20 protein-coding genes are annotated in these 22,835 nt (G+C 63.4%); 13 read left to right on the top strand and 7 right to left on the bottom strand.

Annotation, left to right across the window (positions count from 1 at the left end; all coding sequences use genetic code 11):
- Positions 1–225: 225 nt before the first annotated feature.
- The 5 genes from BMX61_RS08340 to BMX61_RS08320 form a co-directional block, all read right to left on the bottom strand.
- A complete protein-coding gene (locus BMX61_RS08340; RefSeq protein ID WP_083639287.1) occupies positions 226–1,299 on the bottom strand; it encodes a questin oxidase family protein in 1,074 nt (357 codons plus the stop codon).
- A 168-nt stretch (positions 1,300–1,467) separates the two neighbouring features.
- Positions 1,468–2,301 carry a DeoR/GlpR family DNA-binding transcription regulator gene (locus BMX61_RS08335; RefSeq protein WP_075626288.1) on the bottom strand — a complete coding sequence of 278 codons (834 nt, stop codon included), beginning with the start codon at positions 2,299–2,301 and terminating at the stop codon, positions 1,468–1,470.
- A 130-nt stretch (positions 2,302–2,431) separates the two neighbouring features.
- Positions 2,432–3,106 carry an HAD family hydrolase gene (locus BMX61_RS08330; protein ID WP_075626289.1) on the bottom strand — a complete coding sequence of 225 codons (675 nt, stop codon included), beginning with the start codon at positions 3,104–3,106 and terminating at the stop codon, positions 2,432–2,434.
- Positions 3,106–4,614: an FGGY-family carbohydrate kinase gene (locus tag BMX61_RS08325; RefSeq protein WP_075626290.1), complete on the bottom strand. Its 1,509-nt coding sequence runs from the start codon at positions 4,612–4,614 to the stop codon at positions 3,106–3,108. Before BMX61_RS08325 ends, BMX61_RS08330 begins: the two co-directional genes overlap by 1 nt.
- Positions 4,615–4,828: 214 nt before the next feature.
- Positions 4,829–5,629 carry a BtpA family protein gene (locus BMX61_RS08320; RefSeq protein WP_075626291.1) on the bottom strand — a complete coding sequence of 267 codons (801 nt, stop codon included), beginning with the start codon at positions 5,627–5,629 and terminating at the stop codon, positions 4,829–4,831.
- A 167-nt stretch (positions 5,630–5,796) separates the two neighbouring features.
- On the opposite strand from BMX61_RS08320, the gene BMX61_RS08315 reads away from it, so the two are divergent.
- The 6 genes from BMX61_RS08315 (at position 5,797) to BMX61_RS08290 (ending at position 12,121) form a co-directional block, all read left to right on the top strand.
- Entirely contained in the window at positions 5,797–6,582 is a 786-nt protein-coding gene (locus BMX61_RS08315) for an SDR family NAD(P)-dependent oxidoreductase (RefSeq protein WP_075626292.1), read from the top strand.
- Positions 6,583–6,696: 114 nt separating this feature from the next.
- Positions 6,697–7,833 (top strand): ABC transporter ATP-binding protein, encoded by a 1,137-nt coding sequence (locus BMX61_RS08310; protein ID WP_075626293.1) that lies wholly within the window; start codon positions 6,697–6,699, stop codon positions 7,831–7,833.
- A complete protein-coding gene (locus tag BMX61_RS08305) occupies positions 7,830–8,654 on the top strand; it encodes a carbohydrate ABC transporter permease (RefSeq protein WP_075626294.1) in 825 nt (274 codons plus the stop codon). Before BMX61_RS08310 ends, BMX61_RS08305 begins: the two co-directional genes overlap by 4 nt.
- Positions 8,655–8,720: 66 nt before the next feature.
- Positions 8,721–10,010, top strand: a complete 1,290-nt coding sequence (locus BMX61_RS08300) for an ABC transporter substrate-binding protein (RefSeq protein WP_075626295.1) — start codon at positions 8,721–8,723, stop codon at positions 10,008–10,010.
- A 101-nt stretch (positions 10,011–10,111) separates the two neighbouring features.
- On the top strand, positions 10,112–11,008 hold the full coding sequence (locus BMX61_RS08295; RefSeq protein WP_075626296.1) for a carbohydrate ABC transporter permease: 897 nt from the start codon (positions 10,112–10,114) through the stop codon (positions 11,006–11,008).
- Between the two features lie 153 nt (positions 11,009–11,161).
- On the top strand, positions 11,162–12,121 hold the full coding sequence (locus BMX61_RS08290; RefSeq protein ID WP_075626297.1) for a mannonate dehydratase: 960 nt from the start codon (positions 11,162–11,164) through the stop codon (positions 12,119–12,121).
- A gap of 147 nt (positions 12,122–12,268) precedes the next feature.
- Here BMX61_RS08290 and BMX61_RS08285 read toward each other — a convergent pair whose 3' ends face one another.
- Positions 12,269–13,066, bottom strand: coding sequence for an NAD-dependent epimerase/dehydratase family protein (locus BMX61_RS08285; protein WP_075626298.1), 798 nt, complete (start codon positions 13,064–13,066; stop codon positions 12,269–12,271).
- Between the two features lie 189 nt (positions 13,067–13,255).
- Between BMX61_RS08285 and BMX61_RS08280 the strand changes: the two genes are divergently transcribed.
- The 7 genes from BMX61_RS08280 (at position 13,256) to BMX61_RS08250 (ending at position 20,394) form a co-directional block, all read left to right on the top strand.
- Positions 13,256–14,008, top strand: a complete 753-nt coding sequence (locus BMX61_RS08280; RefSeq protein WP_075626299.1) for a FadR/GntR family transcriptional regulator — start codon at positions 13,256–13,258, stop codon at positions 14,006–14,008.
- A 74-nt stretch (positions 14,009–14,082) separates the two neighbouring features.
- Positions 14,083–15,000, top strand: coding sequence for a 5-dehydro-4-deoxyglucarate dehydratase (gene kdgD, locus BMX61_RS08275; RefSeq protein ID WP_075626300.1), 918 nt, complete (start codon positions 14,083–14,085; stop codon positions 14,998–15,000).
- Between the two features lie 137 nt (positions 15,001–15,137).
- Positions 15,138–16,427 carry an ABC transporter substrate-binding protein gene (locus BMX61_RS08270; RefSeq protein WP_210186273.1) on the top strand — a complete coding sequence of 430 codons (1,290 nt, stop codon included), beginning with the start codon at positions 15,138–15,140 and terminating at the stop codon, positions 16,425–16,427.
- A gap of 172 nt (positions 16,428–16,599) precedes the next feature.
- Positions 16,600–17,547: a carbohydrate ABC transporter permease gene (locus BMX61_RS08265; protein WP_210186272.1), complete on the top strand. Its 948-nt coding sequence runs from the start codon at positions 16,600–16,602 to the stop codon at positions 17,545–17,547.
- 10 nt (positions 17,548–17,557) lie between these two features.
- A complete protein-coding gene (locus BMX61_RS08260) occupies positions 17,558–18,397 on the top strand; it encodes a carbohydrate ABC transporter permease (RefSeq protein ID WP_075626301.1) in 840 nt (279 codons plus the stop codon).
- Positions 18,398–18,428: 31 nt separating this feature from the next.
- Positions 18,429–19,511 carry an ABC transporter ATP-binding protein gene (locus BMX61_RS08255; protein ID WP_075626302.1) on the top strand — a complete coding sequence of 361 codons (1,083 nt, stop codon included), beginning with the start codon at positions 18,429–18,431 and terminating at the stop codon, positions 19,509–19,511.
- Positions 19,512–19,515: 4 nt separating this feature from the next.
- The gene (locus tag BMX61_RS08250) at positions 19,516–20,394 is read left to right on the top strand and encodes an SMP-30/gluconolactonase/LRE family protein (protein WP_075626303.1); all 879 of its coding nucleotides are present in this window, start codon (positions 19,516–19,518) and stop codon (positions 20,392–20,394) included.
- Between the two features lie 156 nt (positions 20,395–20,550).
- On the opposite strand, the gene BMX61_RS08245 is transcribed toward BMX61_RS08250, so the two are convergent.
- Complete coding sequence (locus BMX61_RS08245) at positions 20,551–22,605, bottom strand: bifunctional diguanylate cyclase/phosphodiesterase (protein ID WP_170854916.1); 2,055 nt, start codon at positions 22,603–22,605, stop codon at positions 20,551–20,553.
- Positions 22,606–22,835 lie beyond the last annotated feature (230 nt).

Here is a 22,835-nt window from a genome sequence, read left to right as displayed (position 1 = left end):
GGCGCTAGAGATGGTATAGGACGGTTCCCCGATGTCTCTTCTCTCCAGCGGGGAGAAGGTGGCCCGAAGGGTCGGATGAGGGGGGCGCCAAGCCGTGAAACCATTCTGTCGTGAACTGTGATCCGAAAGAATGCAACACGCTTTAAAACCGGCGTTGCCGTTTTGGCACCGCATTCGAATTTCGCAAAGTTCTAAACCGTCAGACCATGCTATCGGCGGGTCCGCTCAGTCGATCAGCCCGACGCGCCGCGCCGCCACCACCTTGTAAAGCCGGTCGCCGGTGTGGCGAAACTCCTCGAAGGCGGAGAAGACCAGCGAATGGTCATGTTCGTCATCCGAGGCGACGGCGGCCTTGGCGATCTCCTGATCGTCAGGCAGCGGCAGGCGACGCCAGCTTTCCAGCATCGCCTCGTCCGGCGGTTGCGGCATGCCGATCTTGGTATAGAGCGCCAAGACCACCTCCCAGAAATGCCGGGCGAGCTGCTCAGGCGCGTCGATGACGGGGCTGACCAGCCGCAACCAGTGGCAGCCGGTGACGGCATGCAATGCCTCGAAGCTCATCGTGCCCGCGTAAAGCGCGAGCGCGGCCGGACGCATTCGGTCCAGAAGATCCGGTGCTGCCTGCAGGCGGCCCAGTCGATCCTGAAAAGCAGGAATCTGGCCCATCGCCTCGATCCACTTCCATAGCAGATGGGTCGGTGCGTCCACTGCCTGAAGGCTCGGCTCTTCGCGCATGCCGATCAGAAGCGCGAGCGGATCGGCAGTATCGGGCAGGCGGTCTTGGGCCACGTCCTCATAACGCAGGTATGTGGCCGCCCAATAGCCGAGTGCGGCGGCCACTTCCTTGTCGTCGGCGCGCAGGAGCGCATAGGCGAGCCGCATCAGACCATGCGTTGCCGAAGCGGCGACGCCCGGCGCCAGAACGGGCATGCTCAGGCGCACCGCTTGCGCGCTGCCGATGCGGCCGACGACGCCTTCGAAATAGAGGCGCAGATCCGTCTCCCGCTCGCGCCGGCCAAGCGCCGCGCGCCAGGTGTCATCCTCAAGTGGGGCGATCGCCGGCGGCGGGAAGGGAACGGCATGGCTGCGTGTGTAGTGGCGGGCGTAGGCTTCCAGGCGCTCGGGCGTGGCGCCAAGCCGCGCCATCGCCTCCAGCACCATGGGCAGATGATTTGCAAGATAGGCGGGAAATTCGCCGCTGCGTTGGCCGACCTCGCCGATCAGTCGCCTCAAGGGCGCCGCGACGGCGGCGTCGGCATAAGGCATGGCGGGCGCAGCCGCGGCTTGTATCGGGACCATGACGGATATCCTCCCTGAAAGACCCCGCGCCTGTGAGGCTCTGTGCGAGCAGATCGGGTTCGACCAATATCGAACAGAATATCACAATCTTCAACCGGAAATCTCAGTGCCAAGCATGCCAGAGGGCGCGGATCGCTCCGGTCCCGTCAGCTCTCTCGCGGGTCTCCGTCAGCGCGCGACGACGATCTCGACCCCGGCGCGCTTCAGCGCCGCCTGCAGATCGCCCGCAGGCGCCTCATCGCAAACCAGCGTGTTGAAATCGGGCAGGCCGCCGACCAGAACCAGCGACATGCGGTTGAATTTGGTGGAATCGCAGAGCACGACACGGCGTGAGGTGCGCGTGAGATAGACGCGCTTCATGTCGGTCTCTTCGAAGGAATAATCGTAAATTCCGTCTGCCGTCAGCCCGGAAATGCCGACAAAAGCGATATCGAACCACAGCGTTTCGAACTGGCTGACGGCCGAGGGGCCGCTGGTGGACATTTCCTCGCTGCGGATCCGTCCGCCGGCGAGATAGGTCTCGATGCCTCGGCCCGAAAGAAGACCGGCACTGCGAATGCTGTTGGTGAAGATCTTGGCCTGCGGGCGCGGGGTCAGCGCCTCGGCCAGGAAATAGGTGGTCGTGCCGACGTCGAGCGCAATGCTGCGGGCGCCGCCGGCAAGCTCGGCCGCCGTAGCGGCTATACGCCGCTTCAGCGTCGCGTTGCGCGCCAGACGCGCCTCGAAGGCCGGCTCTTCGCCATCGAAATTGTCGGTCGTGGCGATCGGCGGCGCGCGGTCGGGCTTGACCGCGCCGCCATGGGTACGGATCAGACGAGCATCCTTTTCCAGCTCCACCAGATCGCGCCGGACGGTCATTTCCGAGACGGCAAGCTGTTGGGCAAGATCGCTGACAGTCACCGAGCCGGCGCGGTTGAGCTCGCTGATGATGGCCGCCTGGCGCACCTGTGCCAGGAATTTCGGCTTCTCAGTCACCTTGGTTGCGGTTCGCTCGCTCGCCATTTGCGCTTCGTCTCATCTTCCCCGCCGACGCTGCCGGCGCCCGTGTTTCAAACACACCATGTTCGAATCAAACATATAGTGCCTTGTGACACAATGCGGGAGCCCGATACACGGTATGGGCGCACAATTCTCACGCCTGTGTGACCTGTGCCGCGACTGCGCCGACAAGCGGCAGGATGTCGGCCAGTCGATCCACGCTTCGGTCGGGATCGATATCGCGCAGCTGCCCGTCATTTTCGGCCGTGCGCAGGAACACCGCGTGAAGCCCGGCCGCCTTCGCCGATCGGATGCCCGTCGCGCTGTCTTCCACGGCGACGATGCTAGACGGAACGAGGCCCAGCCGGGTGGCGGCCATGCTATAGGGCAGGGGCGAAGGCTTGCCTTCGATGACATCGTCCAGGCTGATGGAAAAGACGATGCAATCGGCAATGCCCAGCGCATCGAGATTGGCATCCACCACCAGCCGGCATGAATTGGAGACGCAGACCTGGCGCAACCCCTGCAGATGCAGGGCACGGATCGTATCGACGGCGCCGGGCAGCGGGCTCAGCCCGTGACGCCCGGCAACATAGTGCCGGTTGATCGCATCCGCCCACGTCGCTTCATCCAGGGCAGCCGGCAGACGGTTGCGCAGAAGGTGCCAGACATCGCCCATGTGAATGCCGCGAAAGGCCATATCCGGCAGATCGCGCAGATCGGTGCCAAAGCTCAAGGAGGCCTCGACAAGGGCCCTGTGATGCAGCGGCTCGCTGTCCACCAGCGTCCCGTCTATATCCCAGGCGATCGCTTGAAACCGCGCCGGCATCAGTTGGCGCCGTGCCAGCTCGACGCCAGACGCGCATAGAGATCGCGGTAGCGGTGATAGCCAACCTCATAAACCGCGGCCGTCTGCGCCTGCGGTGCCAGCAGATCGGAAAAGGTGACGAAACGGGTGACGCCGCGCCAGTCGCTCTCCAGCCCAACGCCGATGGCGGCCGTCCAAGCCGCGCCGATGCAGGAGCCCGGATGACCCGACAGGCGCTGAAGCGGCGCCTTCAGCACATCGGCGACGATCTGCATCCACAGCGTCGATTGCGATCCGCCGTCGGAGACCAGAAAGCGCCGGGGCTCGTGCCCCATATCGACCAGCACCTCCAGATGGTGGCGGATGGCATAGGCATAGGATTCGAGCAGCGCGCGCCAGAGATGGCCGATATCATGCGACAGCGTCAGACCCTCGATCACGCCGCGGGCGGCAGGATCGTGGATCGGCGTTTTCTCGCCCAGCAGATAGGGCAGGATGGTCAGCCCGTCCGCGCCGGCCGGCCGGTCGGCAGCAAGCATGTCCAGATGCTGGTGGATGCTGCGTCCGGCTGCGCGTGCGGCCGCTTCCTCGCCGCCGGCGAAATTGCGGGCGAACCAGTTGAGGGCGGAGCCGCCGGTCGACATGCAGCCATTCGGCATGTAGAGGCCCGGTACAAGGTGATAGTCGAGGAAAAGGCGCGCATCGGGCTTGACCCGGTCTGTCGCAGTGAGAATGTCCACTGCACCGCCAAATTTCAGCAGCACATCGCCTGCCTCGACCACGCCTGCGCCGAGCGCAGAGGCGATCATATCCGCCGCGCCACCGACAACGGGCGTGCCCTCGACTAGTTTAGTTTCATGTGCGCCGCGCGCATCAACATGCCCCATGATGTCAGACGACGCGCGCTTGGGCGGCACGACGCCGGGTGCCACATGGGCGAGCCGTACGAGCTCTTCGTCGATCCGGTCGGTGGCGATATTAACGAAGCCGGCTTCCAGCGCCCAGTTCTGCTCTACCGCGCGCGTGCCGGTCAGGCGAAAATTGATGTAATCATAAGAGCCGAAGACCGTGGCGATGCGCGCGAAAATCTCGGGCTCGTGCCGCTCGATCCAGCGCAGCTTGGCGGTGACGAGCTGCTGGTTGATGCCATTGCCGGCACGCACCAGAAAATCCGCCTCGTCCCATTCCGCGCGCAGCTCCTCCACCTCCCGCCCGCAGCGACCATCGCTCTGCTGGATGCTGGGGCGCAGCACGTTGCCCTCCGCGTCGAGCAGCACGACGGCCGGCAGCATGCCGGTGACGCCCACTGCTTTGACGTCAGCGGCTGTGACACCGGCCGTGTCGAGCAATTCGGAGATGATCGAGCAGACATTGGCCCACCATGCGGCAGGATCTTCCTCAGCCCATCCGGCCTGCGGAGACGACAGCGTCACCGGGCGGGATGCCGTGGCCAGGATTTGGCCGGGAAGGCCGACCAGAATGCCAATGGTCGATGTCGTGCCGATATCCAGGCCGATGACCGTATTCATGCTGACGATTCCTGCATGTCAGAGGGCTGCGTCGTTGAAGCATGGCGGCCGAAGCCATGGCTTCGCCATGCCGAGAGCCGATCGAGAGGGCGTGTTCTGAACGCCCTTTCGATCTCATAGGCTCTGACGCATCGGGCCGCGCCTGGAAATCTGTCGGCGCTATCCGGTGCGAAAGTTACAAGCCCGAAGCCGAACCGTTTTTCGGCGTCATGCCCTAGCGCAGCGTTGCCACCACGTCCATGAAGCGCTTGACGCGGGCCGCGTCGACAGCATTCCAGGTGTTGCCATCGACCTTGAAATGCGTGCCGATGACACAGCCCTGGGCCATGGAGAAGACGTCGCGGATATTGTCGATGTTCACGCCCGTATTAGCGAAGACCGGCACGTCCTTGACGGTTTCGCAGACCTCGCGCAGGTCTGACTGGTTGGCCGGCTGGCCGGTGATCGGGCCGGAGACGAGAATGGCGTCCGCCAGCGAGGAGAAGACCGCGCTCTTGGCCCGCAGCGCGATGGGGCGCTGGTCGAGCGAGTGCGCGAATTCTGCGTTGATGTTGAACAGCATCTTCATGTCCTGACGCCCGAGCTGGGCGCGCAGCCGCGATGCGCTGGCGCAGTCGGGTTCCCACAGGCCCATGTCGGACGCAAACAGGCCGGTAAAGATCTCCCGCACAAAGCTGGCGCCGGTGACCGCGCCGATGGCGACGCTGGACAGCGGATCCCAAAGATAGTTGACGCCGAAAGGTACCTTCAGCGATGGCTTGATCGCCTGGACGATCGCCGTCATCGCAGCGATGCTCTCCGGTGAGCCTTTGAACACGTAGGGGCGGTCGTTCTCATTGCCGAACATGATGGCATCGACGCCGCCGTCCTGCAGTTTTTCGACATCCGTCGCCACGTCGTCGATCAGCTTCTGCAGCCCGCCGTCCTTGTCATAGAGCGGCGCGCCGGGCAGGGCGCCGATATGCGCCATTGCGATCACGACCTTCTTGCGATCTCCAAAGCAGTCAAAAACCATTCTCACATCCTTCAGCCGCGCCCTTGAGACGACGCCCGATCTGGGGCTGGTCTCGTTCGTCCTGAAGCGACCATAAGCAGCGAAACGAACTTAATCAAACAGAAAAAACATTTGCGGAGTTAGATTTTGTTGGATACGATTTTGCAACAAAACAAAGAGGAGCAGCTATGTCGCAGCCTGTTTTTCCCGAGCTTCGCGGTCGCCGCGCCTTTCTGACAGGCGGCGCCACCGGCATCGGGTTCTCGATTGCCAAGGCATTGGCCGCACAGGGCGTGATCATTGCGCTCGCCGACATCGATCTGGCCGCGGCGCAGCGAGCTGTGTCGGAGATCGGCGGCGGTGCAGTGGCGGTCGAGGTCGATGTGCGCAAGCGCGACTCGGTCGAACAGGCCTTTGCCACCGCGCTGGAGCGTATCGGTGGCTGTGAGATCGTTATCGCCAATGCCGGCGTGTCGACCATGCAGAAGGCGCTGGAGCTGACCGACCAGGAATGGGACTTCAACTTTGACGTCAACACCCGCGGCATCTTCCTGACCAACCAGATCGCCGGGCGCCATCTGGTAGCAGAGGGCAAGGGCTGCATCGTCAACACCGCGTCGCTGGCCGCCAAGGTAGGCGCGCCACTGCTGGCGCATTATTCGGCCAGCAAGTTCGCCGTGCTCGGCTGGACGCAGGCTTTGGCACGCGAGCTCGCGCCTTCCGGCATCCGGGTGAATGCGGTCTGCCCAGGCTTCGTCAAGACCGGCATGCAGAGCCGCGAGATCGAATGGGAAGCGAGCCTGCGCGGCATCAGCGCCGAACAGGTCTTCAACGAATATGTGGCCCAGACCCCGCTTGGGCGGATCGAAACGCCTGAAGACGTCGCCGATGTCGTCGTCTTTCTCTGCTCCGATAGCGCGCGCTTCATGACTGGACAGGGCATCAACGTCACCGGCGGCGTCTATATGACGTGAGCCATGGCCCGCGCCCCCGGTGCGGGCTGTTGTGCGGCCTGTCTGGCACGTCGAGAGCGAGCGGCCGCCCTTTGCGGGGCGGCGTCCTCATGCGCATCAAACGGAAAGTGACCGATGGCGTCGATCGACCTTCGCAGCGTGTCCAAGCTCTATCCAAACGGGTCCTACGGCGTTCGCGACGTCGACCTGCGGATCGAGAACGGCGAATTCGTGATTTTTCTCGGGCCATCGGGCTGCGGAAAATCCACGACGCTCAGGATGATCGCCGGCCTCGAATCCATCAGTGCGGGCGATTTGCTGATCGGCGAGCGCAACATGAACCGCGTGGCGCCGCGCGATCGCAATGTCGCCGTGGTCTTTCAAAGCTATGCGCTTTATCCGCATATGAGCGTGCGCGCCAATATGGGCTTCGGCCTGAAGATGCGCGGCGCCTCGGTGCAGGATATCGCCAGCAAGACCGAAGCCGCCGCAAGCCTGCTCGGCCTGTCGCATCTGCTCGATCGCAAGCCGGCGGCTCTGTCCGGCGGGCAGCGGCAGCGCGTGGCCCTGGGGCGCGCCATCGTGCGCGAACCGGATGTCTTCCTGCTCGATGAGCCGCTATCCAATCTCGATGCGCAACTGCGTGCCGAAATGCGGCTTGAGCTGGTCAAGCTGCATCGCCGGCTCGGCCGCACCACCATCCATGTCACCCATGATCAGGTGGAGGCGATGACCATGGGCGATCGCATCTGCATCATGCGAGACGGGCAACTGATCCAGGCGGGCAGGCCGCTCGACGTCTATGCCGATCCGGTCAATCTGTTCGTCGCCCGCTTTCTCGCAAGCCCGGCCATGAACCTCCTGCCCATGCGGCTGAAGGACGAGAGTGGCGTGCTGGTGATCGAGGGCAGCGACGGCTTTCGCTTTACCATGCCGCAACGCCACGCCGCCGCCTATGCCGCGCGGGCCGGCACGACTGTTATCCTTGGCCTGCGACCCGAGGATATTTACGAAGCGCCGCAGGGCGCGCGCACCCAGCCCTTCGACCTCGCGGTCACGGCGGTGGAGGCGCTGGGCGCGGAGATCATCGTCCTCGGCACGGTGGGTGGCGGGATGGAAAAACCGATGGAGGTGACCGCCCGTCTCAGCCGCCATGCCCATGTGCAGGTCGGCGAAACGGTGCGGCTGCATGCAGATCTTCTGCCGGCCCATCTTTTCGATCCACAAAGTGAGCAGGCGATTGCCCGCCCCAGCATTCGGGGAGCGGCATGAACGCCGAGACGGAAAAACCGCCGCTTGGCCGGCGCCTCGCCCTGCATGTCGGGCTGATCGCCGCCTGCCTCGCGATCGTTCTTCCTCTGCTTTGGGTGCTGCGCGTCAGCTTCATCCCGCCTCAACAATCCTACAGCACAGACCTGCTGCCCGGCTTTTCCACCGAGAATTACCAGGCGCTGCTCTCAGGCCGCTTCGGTCGGTCCTACCTCAACAGCATCGTCGTCTCGCTCGGGTCTGTGCTGCTCGCTTTGCCATTTGCCGCCATGACGGGCTATGCCTTTGCCCGCTTTTCGACCGGCGGCCGCTTTGCCCGTTTCCTCATGCTCGCCACCCAGATGCTGCCGCCGGTTGCACTCGTCCTGCCGAGCTTTACGCTTCTCAAAGGCCTGGCGCTGACCAACAGCCTGACCGGGCTGATCATCGTCTATGCCGCCGTCAACCTACCCTTTCTCACCTGGATCCTGATGGGCTTCTTCAAGGCCATTCCGGTGGATCTGGAATGGGCGGCGCTGACGGATGGCGCCACGGCATGGGGGGCTTTCTGGCGCATCGTCCTGCCGGTCTCGCTGCCGGGGCTGGCGGCTGCCGGCGTGCTGGGCTTCATCCTGTCCTGGAACGAGTTTCTCTTTGCCCTCGTGCTCAGCGGCCCGTCGACGCAGACGATTCCCGTGGCGCTGGCTGCGCTGCAGACCTCCAACGGCGTGCAGATCGGCAGCGTGGCGGCGGGTGTCGTGCTTGCCGTTTTGCCGCTCGTCATCGCCTCCCGCTTCATCCAACGCTTCATCGTCGAGGGGCTGACCTATGGGAGCGTGAAATAGACTGCGCATTTTCGCATACCCCGCGTCTCGGGCGCGGGTTCAAAAACCAATAAGGGAACAGCGATCATGACCTCTTCAGCCTGGACACGAACCACCGCCCTCAGCCTCCTTGCCGCAACGGCGCTGACCGCCTCGGCCACGGCCGGCAAGGCCGCCGATATCACCTTGCGCGCCTTGATGGAGGATGTGCCGGAAACGCGGATCATCGAGGCCTTGCTGCCGGAGTTTACCGCCAAGACGGGCATCAAGGTCGAATTCGAAAAGATCGGCTATCCCGACATGCATGACAAGCTGGTGACGCAGCTGGTCAGCGCCGAGAGCGCCTACAACCTTCTGGAAGTCGATTTTCTCTGGGCGGGCGAGTTTCCGGCAGCCAACTGGCTGGTGGACCTGAAGCCGATGGCCGAAGCCTCCAAATTCGACACGGCGCCGTTCGTGCCGTCGATGCTCGATCTTCTCGGCCGCACCGCCGAGAAGATGCCGCTGGTGCCGATGTACAACTACTCCATGGGACTGATCTATCGCACGGATCTCATCTCCGACGAGAAGCTGAAGACCGCTTACAAGCAGGAGACCGGCAAGGAGTTGGCCCTGCCGCAGACGCTTGAAGACTATGTGGCGGTCTCGAAATTCATGAAGGCGAAGGCAGGCGTTGAGGGTTCGGCGATGCAAGGCCAGCGCGGCGATCCGAATGCCATGGAATTCTCGAACTATCTCTTCTCCGCCGGCGGGCATTATCTCGGAAATGACCGTTCGGTCGTGCTGGATAGCCCGGAAGCCCGCAAGGCGCTCGACCTTTACATCGACAACATCAAGAACGGCGCGCAGCAGGGCGCGCTCTCGGCCACGCTTGACGACACGCTGCGGCTGATGTGCAGCGGCAAGGCCTTCAGCATGGTCACCTATTGGTGGATGCTGCCGCAGATCAACGATGCCAAGGCCTGCCCGGAGGCAGCCGACAAGGTGGCGCTTTCGGTCATGCCCGGCGGCCATGGCGAAAGCGGCGGCTGGGGCTGGGGCATTCCGGCCAATGTGCCCGAGGATCAGCAGAAGGCGGCCTGGACCTTCATCCAATGGGTGCAGAGCAAGGAAATCTCGGTCAAGCGCGCGCTTCAGGGCCATGCGCCGGTGCGCACCGATGTGTTTTCCGATCCGGAGGTGCTGGCCAAGTATCCCTTCTACAAGACCGCCGAGCAGGTGGTCGCCAGCGGCCAGTCCTTCCCGATCTTCACCTATTCGGCTGAGTACGAAAACCTTCTGGGCACACAGATCTCCACCGCCGCCAGTGGCGGCACATCCACGGATGAGGCCATCAAGGCATCGGCCGCCGGCCTGAAAGAGCTCATGAGCCGCTAAGGCCGAGAGAGCAAGCTGCCTGATCAGGCACGTCCTGCGCCGGCTCACCTGGGCCGGCGCAACCCTCTATTTTCGAAGGCATGAAAACAGGAACGAGCGTCATGAAGGCTTCCGGCAGGTTCGATCGTGAATGGCGCACCGGCTGGGCCTTCGCGGCACCCGGCCTTGCGCTTCTGGCCGTGGTCATGGGTTTTCCGCTCGGCTACTCCGTGTTGATGGCGATGTCGTCGCTGACCCTGCTGAAGCCGAGCCTGCTGCCCTTTGTCGGGTTTGACAATTTTGCCGTGATCTTCGGCGACCGGCTGTTTTGGGGCGCGGTGCTGCTGACGATCCGCTACTCCGCCGTCACCGTGATCGGCGAGTTCCTTGTCGGCCTGGCCATTGCCCTGATGCTGAAGCGCGCGGTGCGCACCCGGCCGCTTTACTTCGGGCTTTTGACCATTCCCATGGCCATGTCGCCGATCAGCGTGGCGCTGGTCTGGAAGATGCTGCTGCAGCCCAATCTCGGCATCGTCAATCATCTGCTGGAAACGGCTGGCCTGCCACGCGTCGATTGGCTCGGCAGCGCCGACCTGGCCCTATCGACCATGGTCTTCGTCGATATCTGGCAGCAAACATCCTTCGTCGTGCTGCTTCTGGCCGCCGGCCTTGCCGCCTTGCCAAAAGAACCCTACGAAGCCGCCGAGGTGGACGGCGCCACCGCGCTCCAGCAATTCTTCTATATCACCTTGCCGATGCTACGGCCTGTGGCGGGCATCGCCATCATCATCCAGCTGATCAATGAATTCAGAACCTATGACCTTCCCTATGTGCTGACGCGCGGCGGGCCCGGCACATCGACCGAAGTGCTGAGCTATTTCGCCTATCGCAAGGCCTTTCTCGGCCTGTCGCTCAATCAGGGCGCCGCTGCGGCCTTCTTCCTGCTCCTGATCATCCTCCTACTGACCGTGGTCTTCTTCATCCGGCTGGAAAAGGCCGATGCCGTAACTCCCCATTAGAGCGCGTGCCGACCGACCGGGCAGACGGACGCGGAGCTATCGTTTCCCCCGGCTCTCTCCTTGCATCGGACGCTGCCGGCGCCGCGGCACACTTGACCCAAATCATACGATCTATATGCTAGCTTATATGATAGGTTAGGGTGGAGACCGCAGATGTATTTGGGAACGCAGCTACCGGCGCGCCATGCCGACGATTATCGCGTGATGAAGCAACTCGGCGTCGATCATGTCTCGGCCAATCCGGACGGCGATTGGCACTCATGGAACCGTCCGGCGCTGGAACGGCTGCGCGAGACGGTTGAGAGCTTCGGCCTGATCCTCGATATGCTGCAGCTGCCGATGTATTCCGTCTCCGTCGACAAGGCGCTCTGCCCCGATATCCTGCTGGCGGGCCCTGACCGCGACGCGCAGATCGACGGCATCTGCCGCCTGATCGAGAATTGCGCGGCGGCCGGCATTCCCTCGGTGCGATATAACTTCAATTATATCGGCATTCCCCGCACACCGATGGAGCCGGGGCGCGGCGGCTATCAGGCCGAAGCGTTTCGCTGGGATCTGGTGGACCAGAACGAGCCGGGCCCTGCCGGTGTACTGTCGGAAGAGACGATCTGGGAGCGGGTCGACTATTTTCTCGCGCGCGTCGTGCCTGTGGCCGAGGCGGCAAAAGTGCGGCTCGCCTGCCATCCGCACGATCCCGCGACCCCGCCGGGCTATAAGGGCGTCACCCGCGTTCTCGGCACGGTCGAGGGGATGAAGCGTTTCGTCCAGATGCATGAAAGCCCGGTCCATGGCCTGAATTTCTGCATCGGCACGCTGGGCGAAATGGTCGAGGATGTCGGCGAGGTGCCGGAGATCACCCGCTGGTTTGGCGCGCGCGGCAAGCTGATGAACATTCACTTCCGAAATATCGTCGGCAAGCGCTACTCCTTCCGCGAGAGTTTCCCCGACGATGGCGACATCGACATGGCAGCGGTCATCGACGTGCTGCGCGAGACAAATTACGCCTATATGGTCATGCCCGACCATGCCCCGACGCTCTCGGGCGACAATCAGCAGCAGGTCGCCTTCGCCTATTGCTACGGCTACATCGCCGCGCTTTTGAAGACGCGGTGAGGCGCCAGCGCATCGTCCAATCTCGAAGAGGGGACAAAGACCGCAAGCGTTGAATGGCTTGGCTTCCCACTTTTATCTTCACGACGGCCGTTTTGAAGATACAGGGGGGGGGAGCCAAGCCAACAGATTATTCGCGTCGCGATCCGTCTAGAGATCGTGCACGATCGGCTTTTCGACGAAAGGACCGCCCTGATAGACCGAAGCGGGTGAAGCGGGATCGGGCATCGGCTGGGTCGCTTCGATATGGGCACGATATTCGGCCGCATTGTCCTTCGGCTGCCAGCCGAGGAAGTTGGCGGCGCGGTTGTCCCACCAGCGGGCATCATTGTTCGAAACGCCCCAGACGGTCGCGCAGCCGAGCCTTGGCACCTTGAAAACCCGATCCACCAGCGAAGCGAAGTCGTCATAAGAGAGCCATGTGGCCAGCATCCGTCGGTCGCGCGGCGCCTCGAAGCAGGAGCCGATGCGCACGATCGCGGTCTCCTGGCCGAACTTGTCGAAATACATCTGCGCCGTCAGCTCGGAAAAGCATTTGGACAGGCCATAGAGACCGTCGGGGCGCATCGGCATGGTGGCGTCGAGCTGCTCGTTCTGCCGGTAGAAGCCCATGGCATGCTGGGAACTGGCCAGCAGGATGCGCGGCATGCCGTGAGCGCGCGCGGCCTCGTAAAGATTGAGGCAGCCGGTGACGTTGATGCCGACGATCTGCGAGGAGGGTGCCTCTCCGGCCATGCCGCCCAGATGCAGGATCCCGTCGCAACCGGCCACGAGGTCGCGTACGCCCTTGCTGTCGGCAAGATCGCAGGGCACGATTTCCTCATGCGCCGCGGCTTCGCCGAGATCGCTGATATCGGACAGTCTGAGAATGGTGGCCAGCGAGCGCAGCTTCTTGCGCATGATCTGGCCGATGCCGCCGGCCGCGCCGGTGATGAGAAGTCGATGCACGTCAATCCCCCGCTAAACGCCTTTTGGCAAGCTTGCGTGCGCAAAGCATACAGAAAGCCAAAATCAGCGACAACCCATCATATAAGTTTGCGAAGGGGCATCTTGCGATCGGGCGCCGGCTAGGGGATGATCGACTGGCGGTTGAACGCGACGCGGAACAGGCGGCGAAGACGGCATGAGGAGCGGGACATGACGGTGGCAGAAGAGACGAAGCGGGCGTCCACAGCGCCCAAGGGCAAGGCAACCCTGGTGACCCAGCTTGTGGAAAAGCTGCGCGAGGCCATTCGCTCCGGCGCCTTTCAGCCGGGCGAGCGGCTGCCGAGCGAAGCCCAGATGACGGCCGAACATGCGGTCAGCCGCACGGTGATCCGGGAGGCCATCGCTGCCCTGAAATCGGATGGGCTGGTGGAGCCGCGCCAAGGCGCCGGCGTGTTCGTGCTCGATGCGCCAGAGCCGGTTTCCCTGCCTTTCCAGAATATTGACCGCGAACGCGTCTCCTCCGTCATCGAGCTTCTGGAACTGCGCACGGCGGTGGAGATCGAGGCGGCCGCCTTGGCCGCCCAGCGCCGCTCGCCGCAGCAGGAGGAGGCGATTCTTGCGCGTCACCGCGATCTTTTCATGCTGATCGAGGCGGGCGAGCCGACGGCCGAAGCCGATTTCGCGCTGCATCTGGCGATCGCACAGGCGACCAACAATCCGCGCTTTCCAGAATTTCTGGCGATGATCGGCCGCAGCGTCATTCCCCGCGCCGCGCTCAACCAAGGGGAGGATCCGGCCTCGCAGCAGAGCTATCTGATGCAGATCCACGGCGAACATGCCGATATCGTCGAGGCGATCTCGAACGGCGAGGAAGCGGCCGCGCGGGCGGCGATGAAGCTGCATTTGCGCGGCAGTCTGTCGCGTTACCGCCAAGCTCATCAGAGAAGTTTGTCAAAGATATAATATGAATTATTGACAGCCGGCCAAAACCGGTGCTAGCCTTCCTTCACTGCACGACAAGACGGAGGACGGGCGGCATGAATTCGCAGGAGATCAAGCAGGCTTTGGGTTCAGGCTTGCTGTCTTTCCCGGTCACGCATTTCGACAATGCCGGCGCGTTTAAGCGCGACAGCTATCAGGCCCATGTCGAATGGCTCTCGGGCTTCGATGCGCCTGTGCTTTTTGCCGCCGGCGGCACGGGGGAATTCTTCTCGCTGAAGCCTTCCGAAGTTCCGGAAATCGTGCGTGCCGCCAAGGAAGCGGCCGGTGATACGGCCATCGTCTCGGGCTGCGGCTATGGTACGGAAACGGCAGTCGAGATTGCCCAGGCCGCCCAGAAGGCCGGCGCCGACGGCATTCTGCTGCTGCCGCATTATCTGATCGACGCGCCGCAGGAAGGGCTTTACGCCCATGTGAAGCGCGTCTGCCAGTCCGTCGATATCGGCGTCATGGTCTATAACCGAGACAACAGCGTGCTCCTGCCGGATGTGCTCGCACGCTTGTGTGATGAGTGCGACAATCTCGTCGGCTTCAAGGACGGCACGGGCGATATCGGCTTGGTGCGCCAGGTGACCGCGCGCATGGGCGACCGGCTGACCTATCTCGGCGGCATGCCGACCGCCGAGCTTTTCGCCGAAGCCTATCTCGCGGCGGGCTTCACCACCTATTCTTCCGCCGTCTTCAATTTCGTCCCCGCGCTGGCGGTGGACTTCTACAAGGCGTTGCGCAGCGGCAACCGCGCCACCTGCGAGCGGCTGCTCAACAGCTTCTTCTATCCGTTCATGGCCATCCGCAATCGCGGCAAGGGCTATGCGGTCTCGGCCGTGAAGGCCGGCGTGCGCCTGCAGGGCTTTGCCGCCGGACGTGTGCGCAGCCCGCTTGTCGACCTCACCGCAGAGGAAGAGCGCATGCTCGAGGCGCTGATCGCACCCCACCGGCGCGACAAGGCGGCTTGAGGAAAAAGCCAAGGGCGGGCGCACGAGGAGCCCCGCCCAACCGATCCGGCGGCATGCCGGATCGGCATAAAGGACAAGAGGATTTCGAGCGTCGTCTGCCCCGCCGGGATCGCGCGCTCATGATTGGGAGGAACGACATGCTCAAGCGGATGACCACGCATCTTCTGGCCGGCGCGATGCTGCTGGCGGCAACAGGAGCGGCCTCTGCCGAGACCCTCAAAGTCTGGTCGCGCCAGACCGACGAGTCGGCCCTGATCCTGAAAACGCTGACCGATGCCTTTACCGCCAAGACGGGCATTCAGGTCGAGAGCTACAACACCGGCACGGATTTCGAGCAGCGCCTGGCCCGCGCCGCCGCCGCGCGCGATCTGCCCGATGTGGTGATCAATGATGATGCCGCGCTCGGCCAGATGCTGAAGATGGGCATTATCGAGGAAGTCGATCCCACCAAGATCGAGGGCAACGACCAGATCGTGCCGGCTGCCTGGAACAGCGCCAAAGGCGCGAACGGCAAGGTCTATTCCGTGCCGATCTCGGCCCAGGCCTTCGCGCTCTTCGTGCGCAAGGACTGGCGCGAAAAGCTCGGCCTACCGCAGCCGAAAACCTGGGACGACCTGCACAAGCTGGCCGAAGCCTTCACCAAGAACGACCCGGATGGCAATGGCAAGGCCGACACCTTCGGCATGAGCGTGCCGGCCTCCACCGTGCGCGGCTATGCCAGCTGGTATATGAGCAATTTCATCTGGGCGGCTGGCGGCAATTTCGTCAAGCAGGAGAAGGGCGGCTTCAAGCCGGACCTGGAGAGCAAGCCGGTGGCCGATGCGCTCGGCTTCATGCGTTCGCTGTTCTGCGAAGGCCTGGTCCAGCCCGGCGCGATCAATGCGACGACGGGCGATGCCCTGCCGACCTTCCGCTCGGGCCAGACCGGCATCTTCCTCTCCGGTCCCTATCACATCGCCGTTCTCGACGAGCAGCCCGGCAAGGACAAGATCGAAGTGCTGCCGCCGCCGGCAGGCCCCGGCGGGGTCGCAGCACTCGCCGAAGGCACCAGCGCCTATATCATGACCGGCACCAAGGCGCGCACGGCCGCCGAGAAGTTCATCGCCTATCTGATTTCGCCCGAGGGGCAGGAAATTGGCATGGGCGAGGGCACCGGCCATACCCCGTTGGTGCGCCTGCCGATCAACAAAACCGTGGATGTTGACGCGGTGCGCAAGGATCCGCGCTGGGGCACCTTCAAGGAGGTCTTCGACAAGAGCGGCCATTATGTGCCGCCGGTGCCGAACTGGACGCCGATCCGCATGCTGACGGCCGAAGGCTTTAACAAGATCCTGGCGAGCTGCAACTCGGACATTCCAGCGGAACTGAAATCCATCGACCAGGAGATGGCGGCGGAGCTGCGCAAGCAGAAGGCCTTGGCCGAATAGGCTGATGTCTCGTCGCGCGGGCCCTTCAGCTGCGCGCGGCCTCTTTTCCAGGCACGGTTCGGCCGGTGAGAAGGCCGGCCGAACCGATGTTTTCTCAACTGGCCGGGCGCCCAGCGGAGGTCCATCGCGGATCCCTCGCGTCAGACCTGCGCGCAACGAGGTGAGGTGATCCATGTCCACAACGCGCGATCTGCCCCTCGGGGACGACATGCCGCAGCAGTCGACCAGAGCTAAACGCGGGAAGGCGCGCCGGATTGACTGGAAGGGCGCGTCGATCCCCTGGCTGTTCCTGGCCCCGGCGCTGGTGATCTTCACCTGGTTCAAATTCTATCCCATGGTGTCCGGCCTCACCATGGCCTTCTATGACGTGCAGTTCTACGGCGAAAGCGAATGGGTCGGGCTCGACAATTTCGCCCGCGCGTTCACCGATCCGGATCTGCGCAGCGCGGTCGCCCACACGCTGACCTATGTCCTCGTCTCCACGCTCACCGCCTCCGTGCTCGGCTTCTTCCTTGCGCTGGCGCTGGAAGGCCAGGCGCGGCATCTGCGCATCATCCGCACCGCCATCTTCCTGCCGGCCATCACCAGCGCCGCGATCATTGCCGAGATCTGGCGCATCCTGTTCAATTCGGCGCCCTATGGCGTCGTCAATTCGGTGCTCGATCAGTTCGGCATCGCGCCGCAGGGCTTTCTCACCGATCCCGGCCAGGCGCTCTGGGTGCTGGTGCTCATGCAGGTCTGGAAGAGCACGCCCTATGACATGGTGATCTTCGTCGCCGGCCTCGTCGGCATCAACCGCGAGCTTTACGACGCCGCCAATGTCGATGGCGCCAGCTGGCTACGCATGCTCTGGCATGTGACGCTTCCGGGGATCATCCCGTCCATCTCCGTCGTCATCATGCTGTCCTTCATCCGCGGCTTCCGCGTCTTCGCCGAGGTATATGCGACCACAGGCGGCGGCCCTGCCGGCTCGACCGAAACCATCATGACCCACATCTACAAGGCCGGTTTCCAGAACCTCGAATATGGCTATGCCTCGGCCGTTTCCCTGCTGCTGCTCGTCGCCACCATCGTGCTGACCTTGATCCAGACGCTGGTCAAGGCGCGGCTGAGCCGCTGAGGAGGGGCCGATGAAACCGTCTCTCGCCGTTCGCGCCGCGCGCATCCTGCTCTATCTCGTCATTCTCGCCATCTTCGTCGGCCCCTTCTGGGGCATCATCGTCACGGCCTTGAGTGGGCTCGTCATCAAGCCGGGCCAGCTGCTGCTCCTGCCGGTGCAGCCGACGCTGGCCAATTTCAAAACGGCGCTGATCGACATGCAGGTCTGGCGCTATCTCCTGAATTCGCTCGTCGTCGCCATTGTCGGCACGGCGCTTCAGGTCGCCGTCAGCGCGCTTGCGGCCTATGCGCTGGCGCGCCGCCGCTTCCGTGGCGCGGCCATCGTCAGCCTGCTGGTGCTCTCCACCATGATGCTGCCGGAGGAGGTGATCTCGATTCCGCTCTATCTCGTGGTGCAGGCGCGCTTTCCGGTCATCGACGCCTCGATCTACAACACCTATGCGGCGATGATCCTGCCGGTCGTCGGCTGGGCCTTCTCGATCTTCATGCTGACCGAATTCATGCGCGCCGTGCCGAAGGAGCTGGAGGAGGCCGCGCGCATCGACGGCGCCAACGAGTGGCAGATCTTCGCCAATGTCGTGCTGCCCTTGGTGCGCCCGGCGCTCGGCACCGTCGTCATCTTCGGCTTCATCATGATCTGGGATCAGTATCTCCTGCCACTGGTGGTCGTCAGCGACAAGCAGCTCTTCACCATTCCCGTCATGCTCGGCATGCTCAGGGTGGATGAGACGATCACGCCGAATGTCTTCGTGGCGGCGACCCTGCTCGCCATGGCCCCGACGATCATCTGCTACCTCCTTCTGCAGAAGCAGTTCAACCGCGGCATCATGGCAGGCGCGGTCAAGGGCTAAGCTCGCTCAAACAAGACCTGGGAGACGTGAAATGGGAGCCGTATCACTCAAGGGCGTGTCCAAGTCCTTCGGCGCTGTCGATGTGATCCGCAATGTCTCGGTGGAAATCGCCGAGGGCGAGTTCTGCGTGCTGATCGGCCCGAGCGGCTCCGGCAAGTCGACGCTGTTGCGCATCATCGCCGGGCTCGAAAATGTCACCGACGGCGAGGTGCGCATCGGCGGGCGCGACGTCACCGAACTTGCCGCCAAGGAGCGCGACATCGCCATGGTCTTCCAGAGCTATGCGCTCTATCCGCAGATGACCGTGCGCGAGAATATGAGCTTCGCCCTTCGGCTCAAGCATCGGCCGAAAGACGAGATCCGCCGCAAGACCGACGAGGTGGCGCAGATGCTCGGCCTCGAAGCTCTGCTCGACCGCCTGCCCAAGGAGCTTTCCGGCGGCCAACGCCAGCGCGTGGCCATGGGCCGGGCGATCGTGCGCGATCCCTCCGTCTTCCTCTTCGACGAGCCGCTCTCCAATCTCGATGCGAAACTGCGCACCCAGGTGCGCGGCGAAATCCGTGACCTGCACCGCCGCATCGGCACCACCTCGGTCTATGTCACGCATGATCAGGTGGAAGCCATGACCATGGGGCAGAAGATAGTGGTGCTGCGCGATGGCCGGGTGGAGCAGGTGGGCACGCCGCTGGACCTTTATGACCGGCCCGACAGTGTCTTCGTCGCCGGCTTCATCGGCTCGCCTGCGATCAACATGCTTCCCGCCATGGTCGGGCCGGAGGCTAAGACCCTGCATACGGCCAATAGCGAGATCGTGCTGCCGCTGCCCGAGGGCTACCGGCTGGAAAGCGGGCGGAACGTGCTGATCGGCATCCGGCCGGAGCACCTGGAGACCGTCGCGGCCGGTGCCAGCGGCAGCATCGTCTGCGCCGTCGACGCGGTGGAAAGCACGGGCTCGGACACGACGGTGATCTGCGACAGCCCGGCCGGCAAGATGCTGGTCTCCTCCAAGCAGCGCAGCCAGGCGCGCGCCGGCGACCGCTTCGCGCTGCGACCGGATAGCGAGAAGCTGCTGATTTTCGACAAGGCGAGCGAAAGCCGCATCGTCAGGATGTGACCGGATGTCGGCCTCCTGCCCGATCTTCAAGGCCGAGCGCCTTGCCAGCCCCGGCTGCCGGCTTGGGGAATGCCCGGTCTGGCACGCGACGGAGGGCTGCGTCTACTGGACGGATATTCCCGCGCGGATGCTCTGGCGCGTCGATGTGGCGGGCGAGAGGCTCAAAGGCTGGTCGCTGCCGGTGCAACTCGGTGCCTTTGCACTCGCCGAAGGCGTGGGGTTCATTGCCGCCACCGATCGGGGCTTTGCCCGTCTGCGTCTTGATGGCGATGAGGCCCATCTCGATTATCTCGGTGCGCCGGAGTTGCCGGCGGGCTGGCGGATGAATGACGGCGCCTGCGATCGGCAGGGTCGCTTCTGGGCGGGCTCGATTGCCGCAAAGCCTGGTTTGCACGGTGAGGCCGGAGCGCTCTACAGCATCGGTCGAAACGGAATGGTCAGCCCCCGGGGCGGCCGCTTCCAAGTGCAGAACGGGCTTGCCTGGAGCCCGGATGGGCGGCGCATGTATGTGTCGGACTCCTTTCCCGCCCATCCGCATATCCTCAGCTTCGACTTCGATCCCGAAAGCGGCATGCGTGGCGAGGGGCGGCTGTTTGCCGATCACCAGACCCTGCTCGGCCGGCCCGATGGCGCGGCGATGGATGTCGACGGCTGCTACTGGATCGCTGCGAGCGACTCCGGGCGCATCCTGCGCATGACGCCTGAGGGGCACATCGATGCCGAGATCCATGTGCCGGTTCCAAACGGCACCAATCTCTGCTTCGGCGGCGGCGACCGAAAAACCGCCTTCATCACCTCGATGAATCGGGACGGCCTCGGCGGAGACCTTTTTGCCGTTGAGCTGCCCTTCCAGGGGCTGGAGGAAACGCCCTACCGGCCATGAACGGCCTCTCGTCGACGGCTTAGCCTCGTGCGGCGCCACGAATTGCAGGGAATAGGTCCGTGGCTGACCGGGTGCGCGGTCCGAAACATCGCGCCGGATCGATCGATGCTTTAGTGGCACTCTCGTCGTTTGCCGGATGCCTCACGGCAAAGGCTCTCAATGGCGCGACGTGCCGGTGCGCCTTTGTACGCCATCCTTAAGCGCGATCAGCTCATCAAGGCTCAAGGGCGCACCGACGAGGTAACCCTGCAGCTGTTCGCAGCCGGCTTCGCGCGCCAGCCGGGCCTGTTCCTCGGTTTCGATTCCCTCGGCCGTGACGGGAATCTGCAAGGCAGCGGCTAGCTCGATAATGGCTTTCAGCAACACGGGATCTTGCAAAGCGACGACGGAGCGATCAATTTTCACCTTCTCGAAGCCGAAATGCCGGAGCATGCCGATGCTGGCATGGCCCGCGCCAAAATCATCCATGGCAAAGCGCACGCCAATGGCGCGCAGGCCGTCGATCGCCCGGCGGGCTTGCTCCGGCTGTGCGATCAGCACGCCTTCGGTCACTTCCAAGATCAGGCGGTCCGCCGCAAAGGCCTCGTCCGCGATCACTGCGGCAACACGTTTGCCGAACTCCGGATTGCAAAGCTGAATGGGCGAAATATTGACGGACAGTTCAAGGTCCGGCCAGACCTTCACGCCCTCGACTGCCTGACACAGAACGGTGAAGAACAGGCTGTCGATCAGGCCGGACTTCTCCGCAAGGGGGATAAAGATCTCCGGACCGATGCCATCCGGCGCAGCCGGCCAGCGCGCCAAGGCCTCCACCCCGGTCAGCCGTCCATCGCGGGCTGAAACGAGCGGCTGATAGACGACCGTGATGTCGCCCTGTGCCAGCGCCTGCTTCAGCCGGTCCTCGGCCGCCTTCGTCTCTTGGCGCTCGATATCGAGCTCGTCGTCGAAGGCCACCACCCGGCCGCGTCCATCCTCCTTGGCCCGATAAAGCGCCATATCCGCGCGGCGGACAATTTCGAGCGCCGGTATTCCCTGAACAATCTGTGCAAAGCCGATGCTGGCGCCGATCTCCACCGTTCTGCCTTCGACCGGAAGGGGGCGCGATATCTCCTTGATCAGCGCAATGCCTAAGGCGGCGGGATCGCGCTTGCCGAGCTGAACGATGGCGAATTCATCGCCGCCAAGCCGCGCGGTCACGACGACATCCGGACGGACGACCTTCAGCTTGGCTCCGACCAGGCGAAGAAGCTCGTCGCCGACGGCATGGCCCCAGCTGTCATTGACCGATTTGAAGCCGTCGAGATCGATCAGATGCAGCACCGCCGGACCCTCCGGCAGCTCCGCAATTGCCCGGCTGAGGCCGCTGCGATTGAGAAGGCCGGTCAGATCGTCGTGGGTGGCGTCATGGTCTGCCTTTTCGGCAAACCCACGAATCTTGCGGATCTCCAGCCGCGCTGACGTGACGACGACGACGAAAAACAGCGCGAAAAGGCTGAGAATGGCCACGAGCTGTGGCTGAATGCGTGTATAAACGGCGGTGCCGGGGCGCTTAGGCGGCCAGTTGAGATAGCCGATGGGCTTGGCGCGCAGATCATGCAGGGCCAGGTTGAGTTCGCCGCCCGCTCTTTCCGGCCGCAGCACAAGCCCTTCGACCTGAAAATCCTCCGCGACCGCCTTGATGAAGCGGCTGTCGAGCATCTTGAAGAAAGAAAGCGTCTTCGTGCTGGCAGGCCCGGCCTTGTAGTTATCCGGCTGGATGGCGAGCGTGGCGATCATGGTGACGCCTTCGGCGCTCGGGTAGAAATTGACGATCGGATTGGCGTCTGGATTGAGCGCTGCGGCGCGCGACTGCACCAAGAGATCCGGGCCGAAAAGCGTGATGGCCTGGACCGGGTTCCCTTTCAAATAAGCGCCGACTTGCTGTCCTTCCTGATCCAGAACGGCGACGCCGTCATAGAGAGGATAGTTGACGCTGACCGATCCCCAGTTTTCGAGGATCCAGCTGTCGCTGTTCTCCGTGTTGACCCCGGCATAGGCATCGTCCCAGATGGCATTGTCGCGCAAGGTGGCGCCGAGCCGCGTTTTCACCGAGAGGATGGCGGCATTGACGGCGTTGACAGAGCGCTTGGCGTCGATTTCATCCGCGGCGTTGCGCATGGTGGAGATGACATCCGCCGACAGCAGCGCCATCAGGCCCGCAACGGCCAGCATGAAAGCCGCCGCCCATATGACCGGGCGGGACTGGCGGACTGGCGCTGTCTTCTCCACGCGTCGCATAAGGGATTCCGCAAAAAGGCTCGTCACGCGCCTTGCCGGTTCCGGTGGCACTTGCTCGCATCTCTAGCAGTCGCCCCTTACCAAAACCGTAGTTTTTTGCCCGGAGACCGAAAGGCTCGGTCCCTATCCCGCAAGATAACAAAAGAACTGGTTTACGTTTTGCT

This window comes from Xaviernesmea oryzae (assembly GCF_900109605.1).
GTDB classification, from domain to species: Bacteria; Pseudomonadota; Alphaproteobacteria; order Rhizobiales; family Rhizobiaceae; genus Xaviernesmea; species Xaviernesmea oryzae.
Note: the sequence above shows the minus strand (reverse complement) of the source record. Positions and strands in the feature narration are given on the sequence as shown.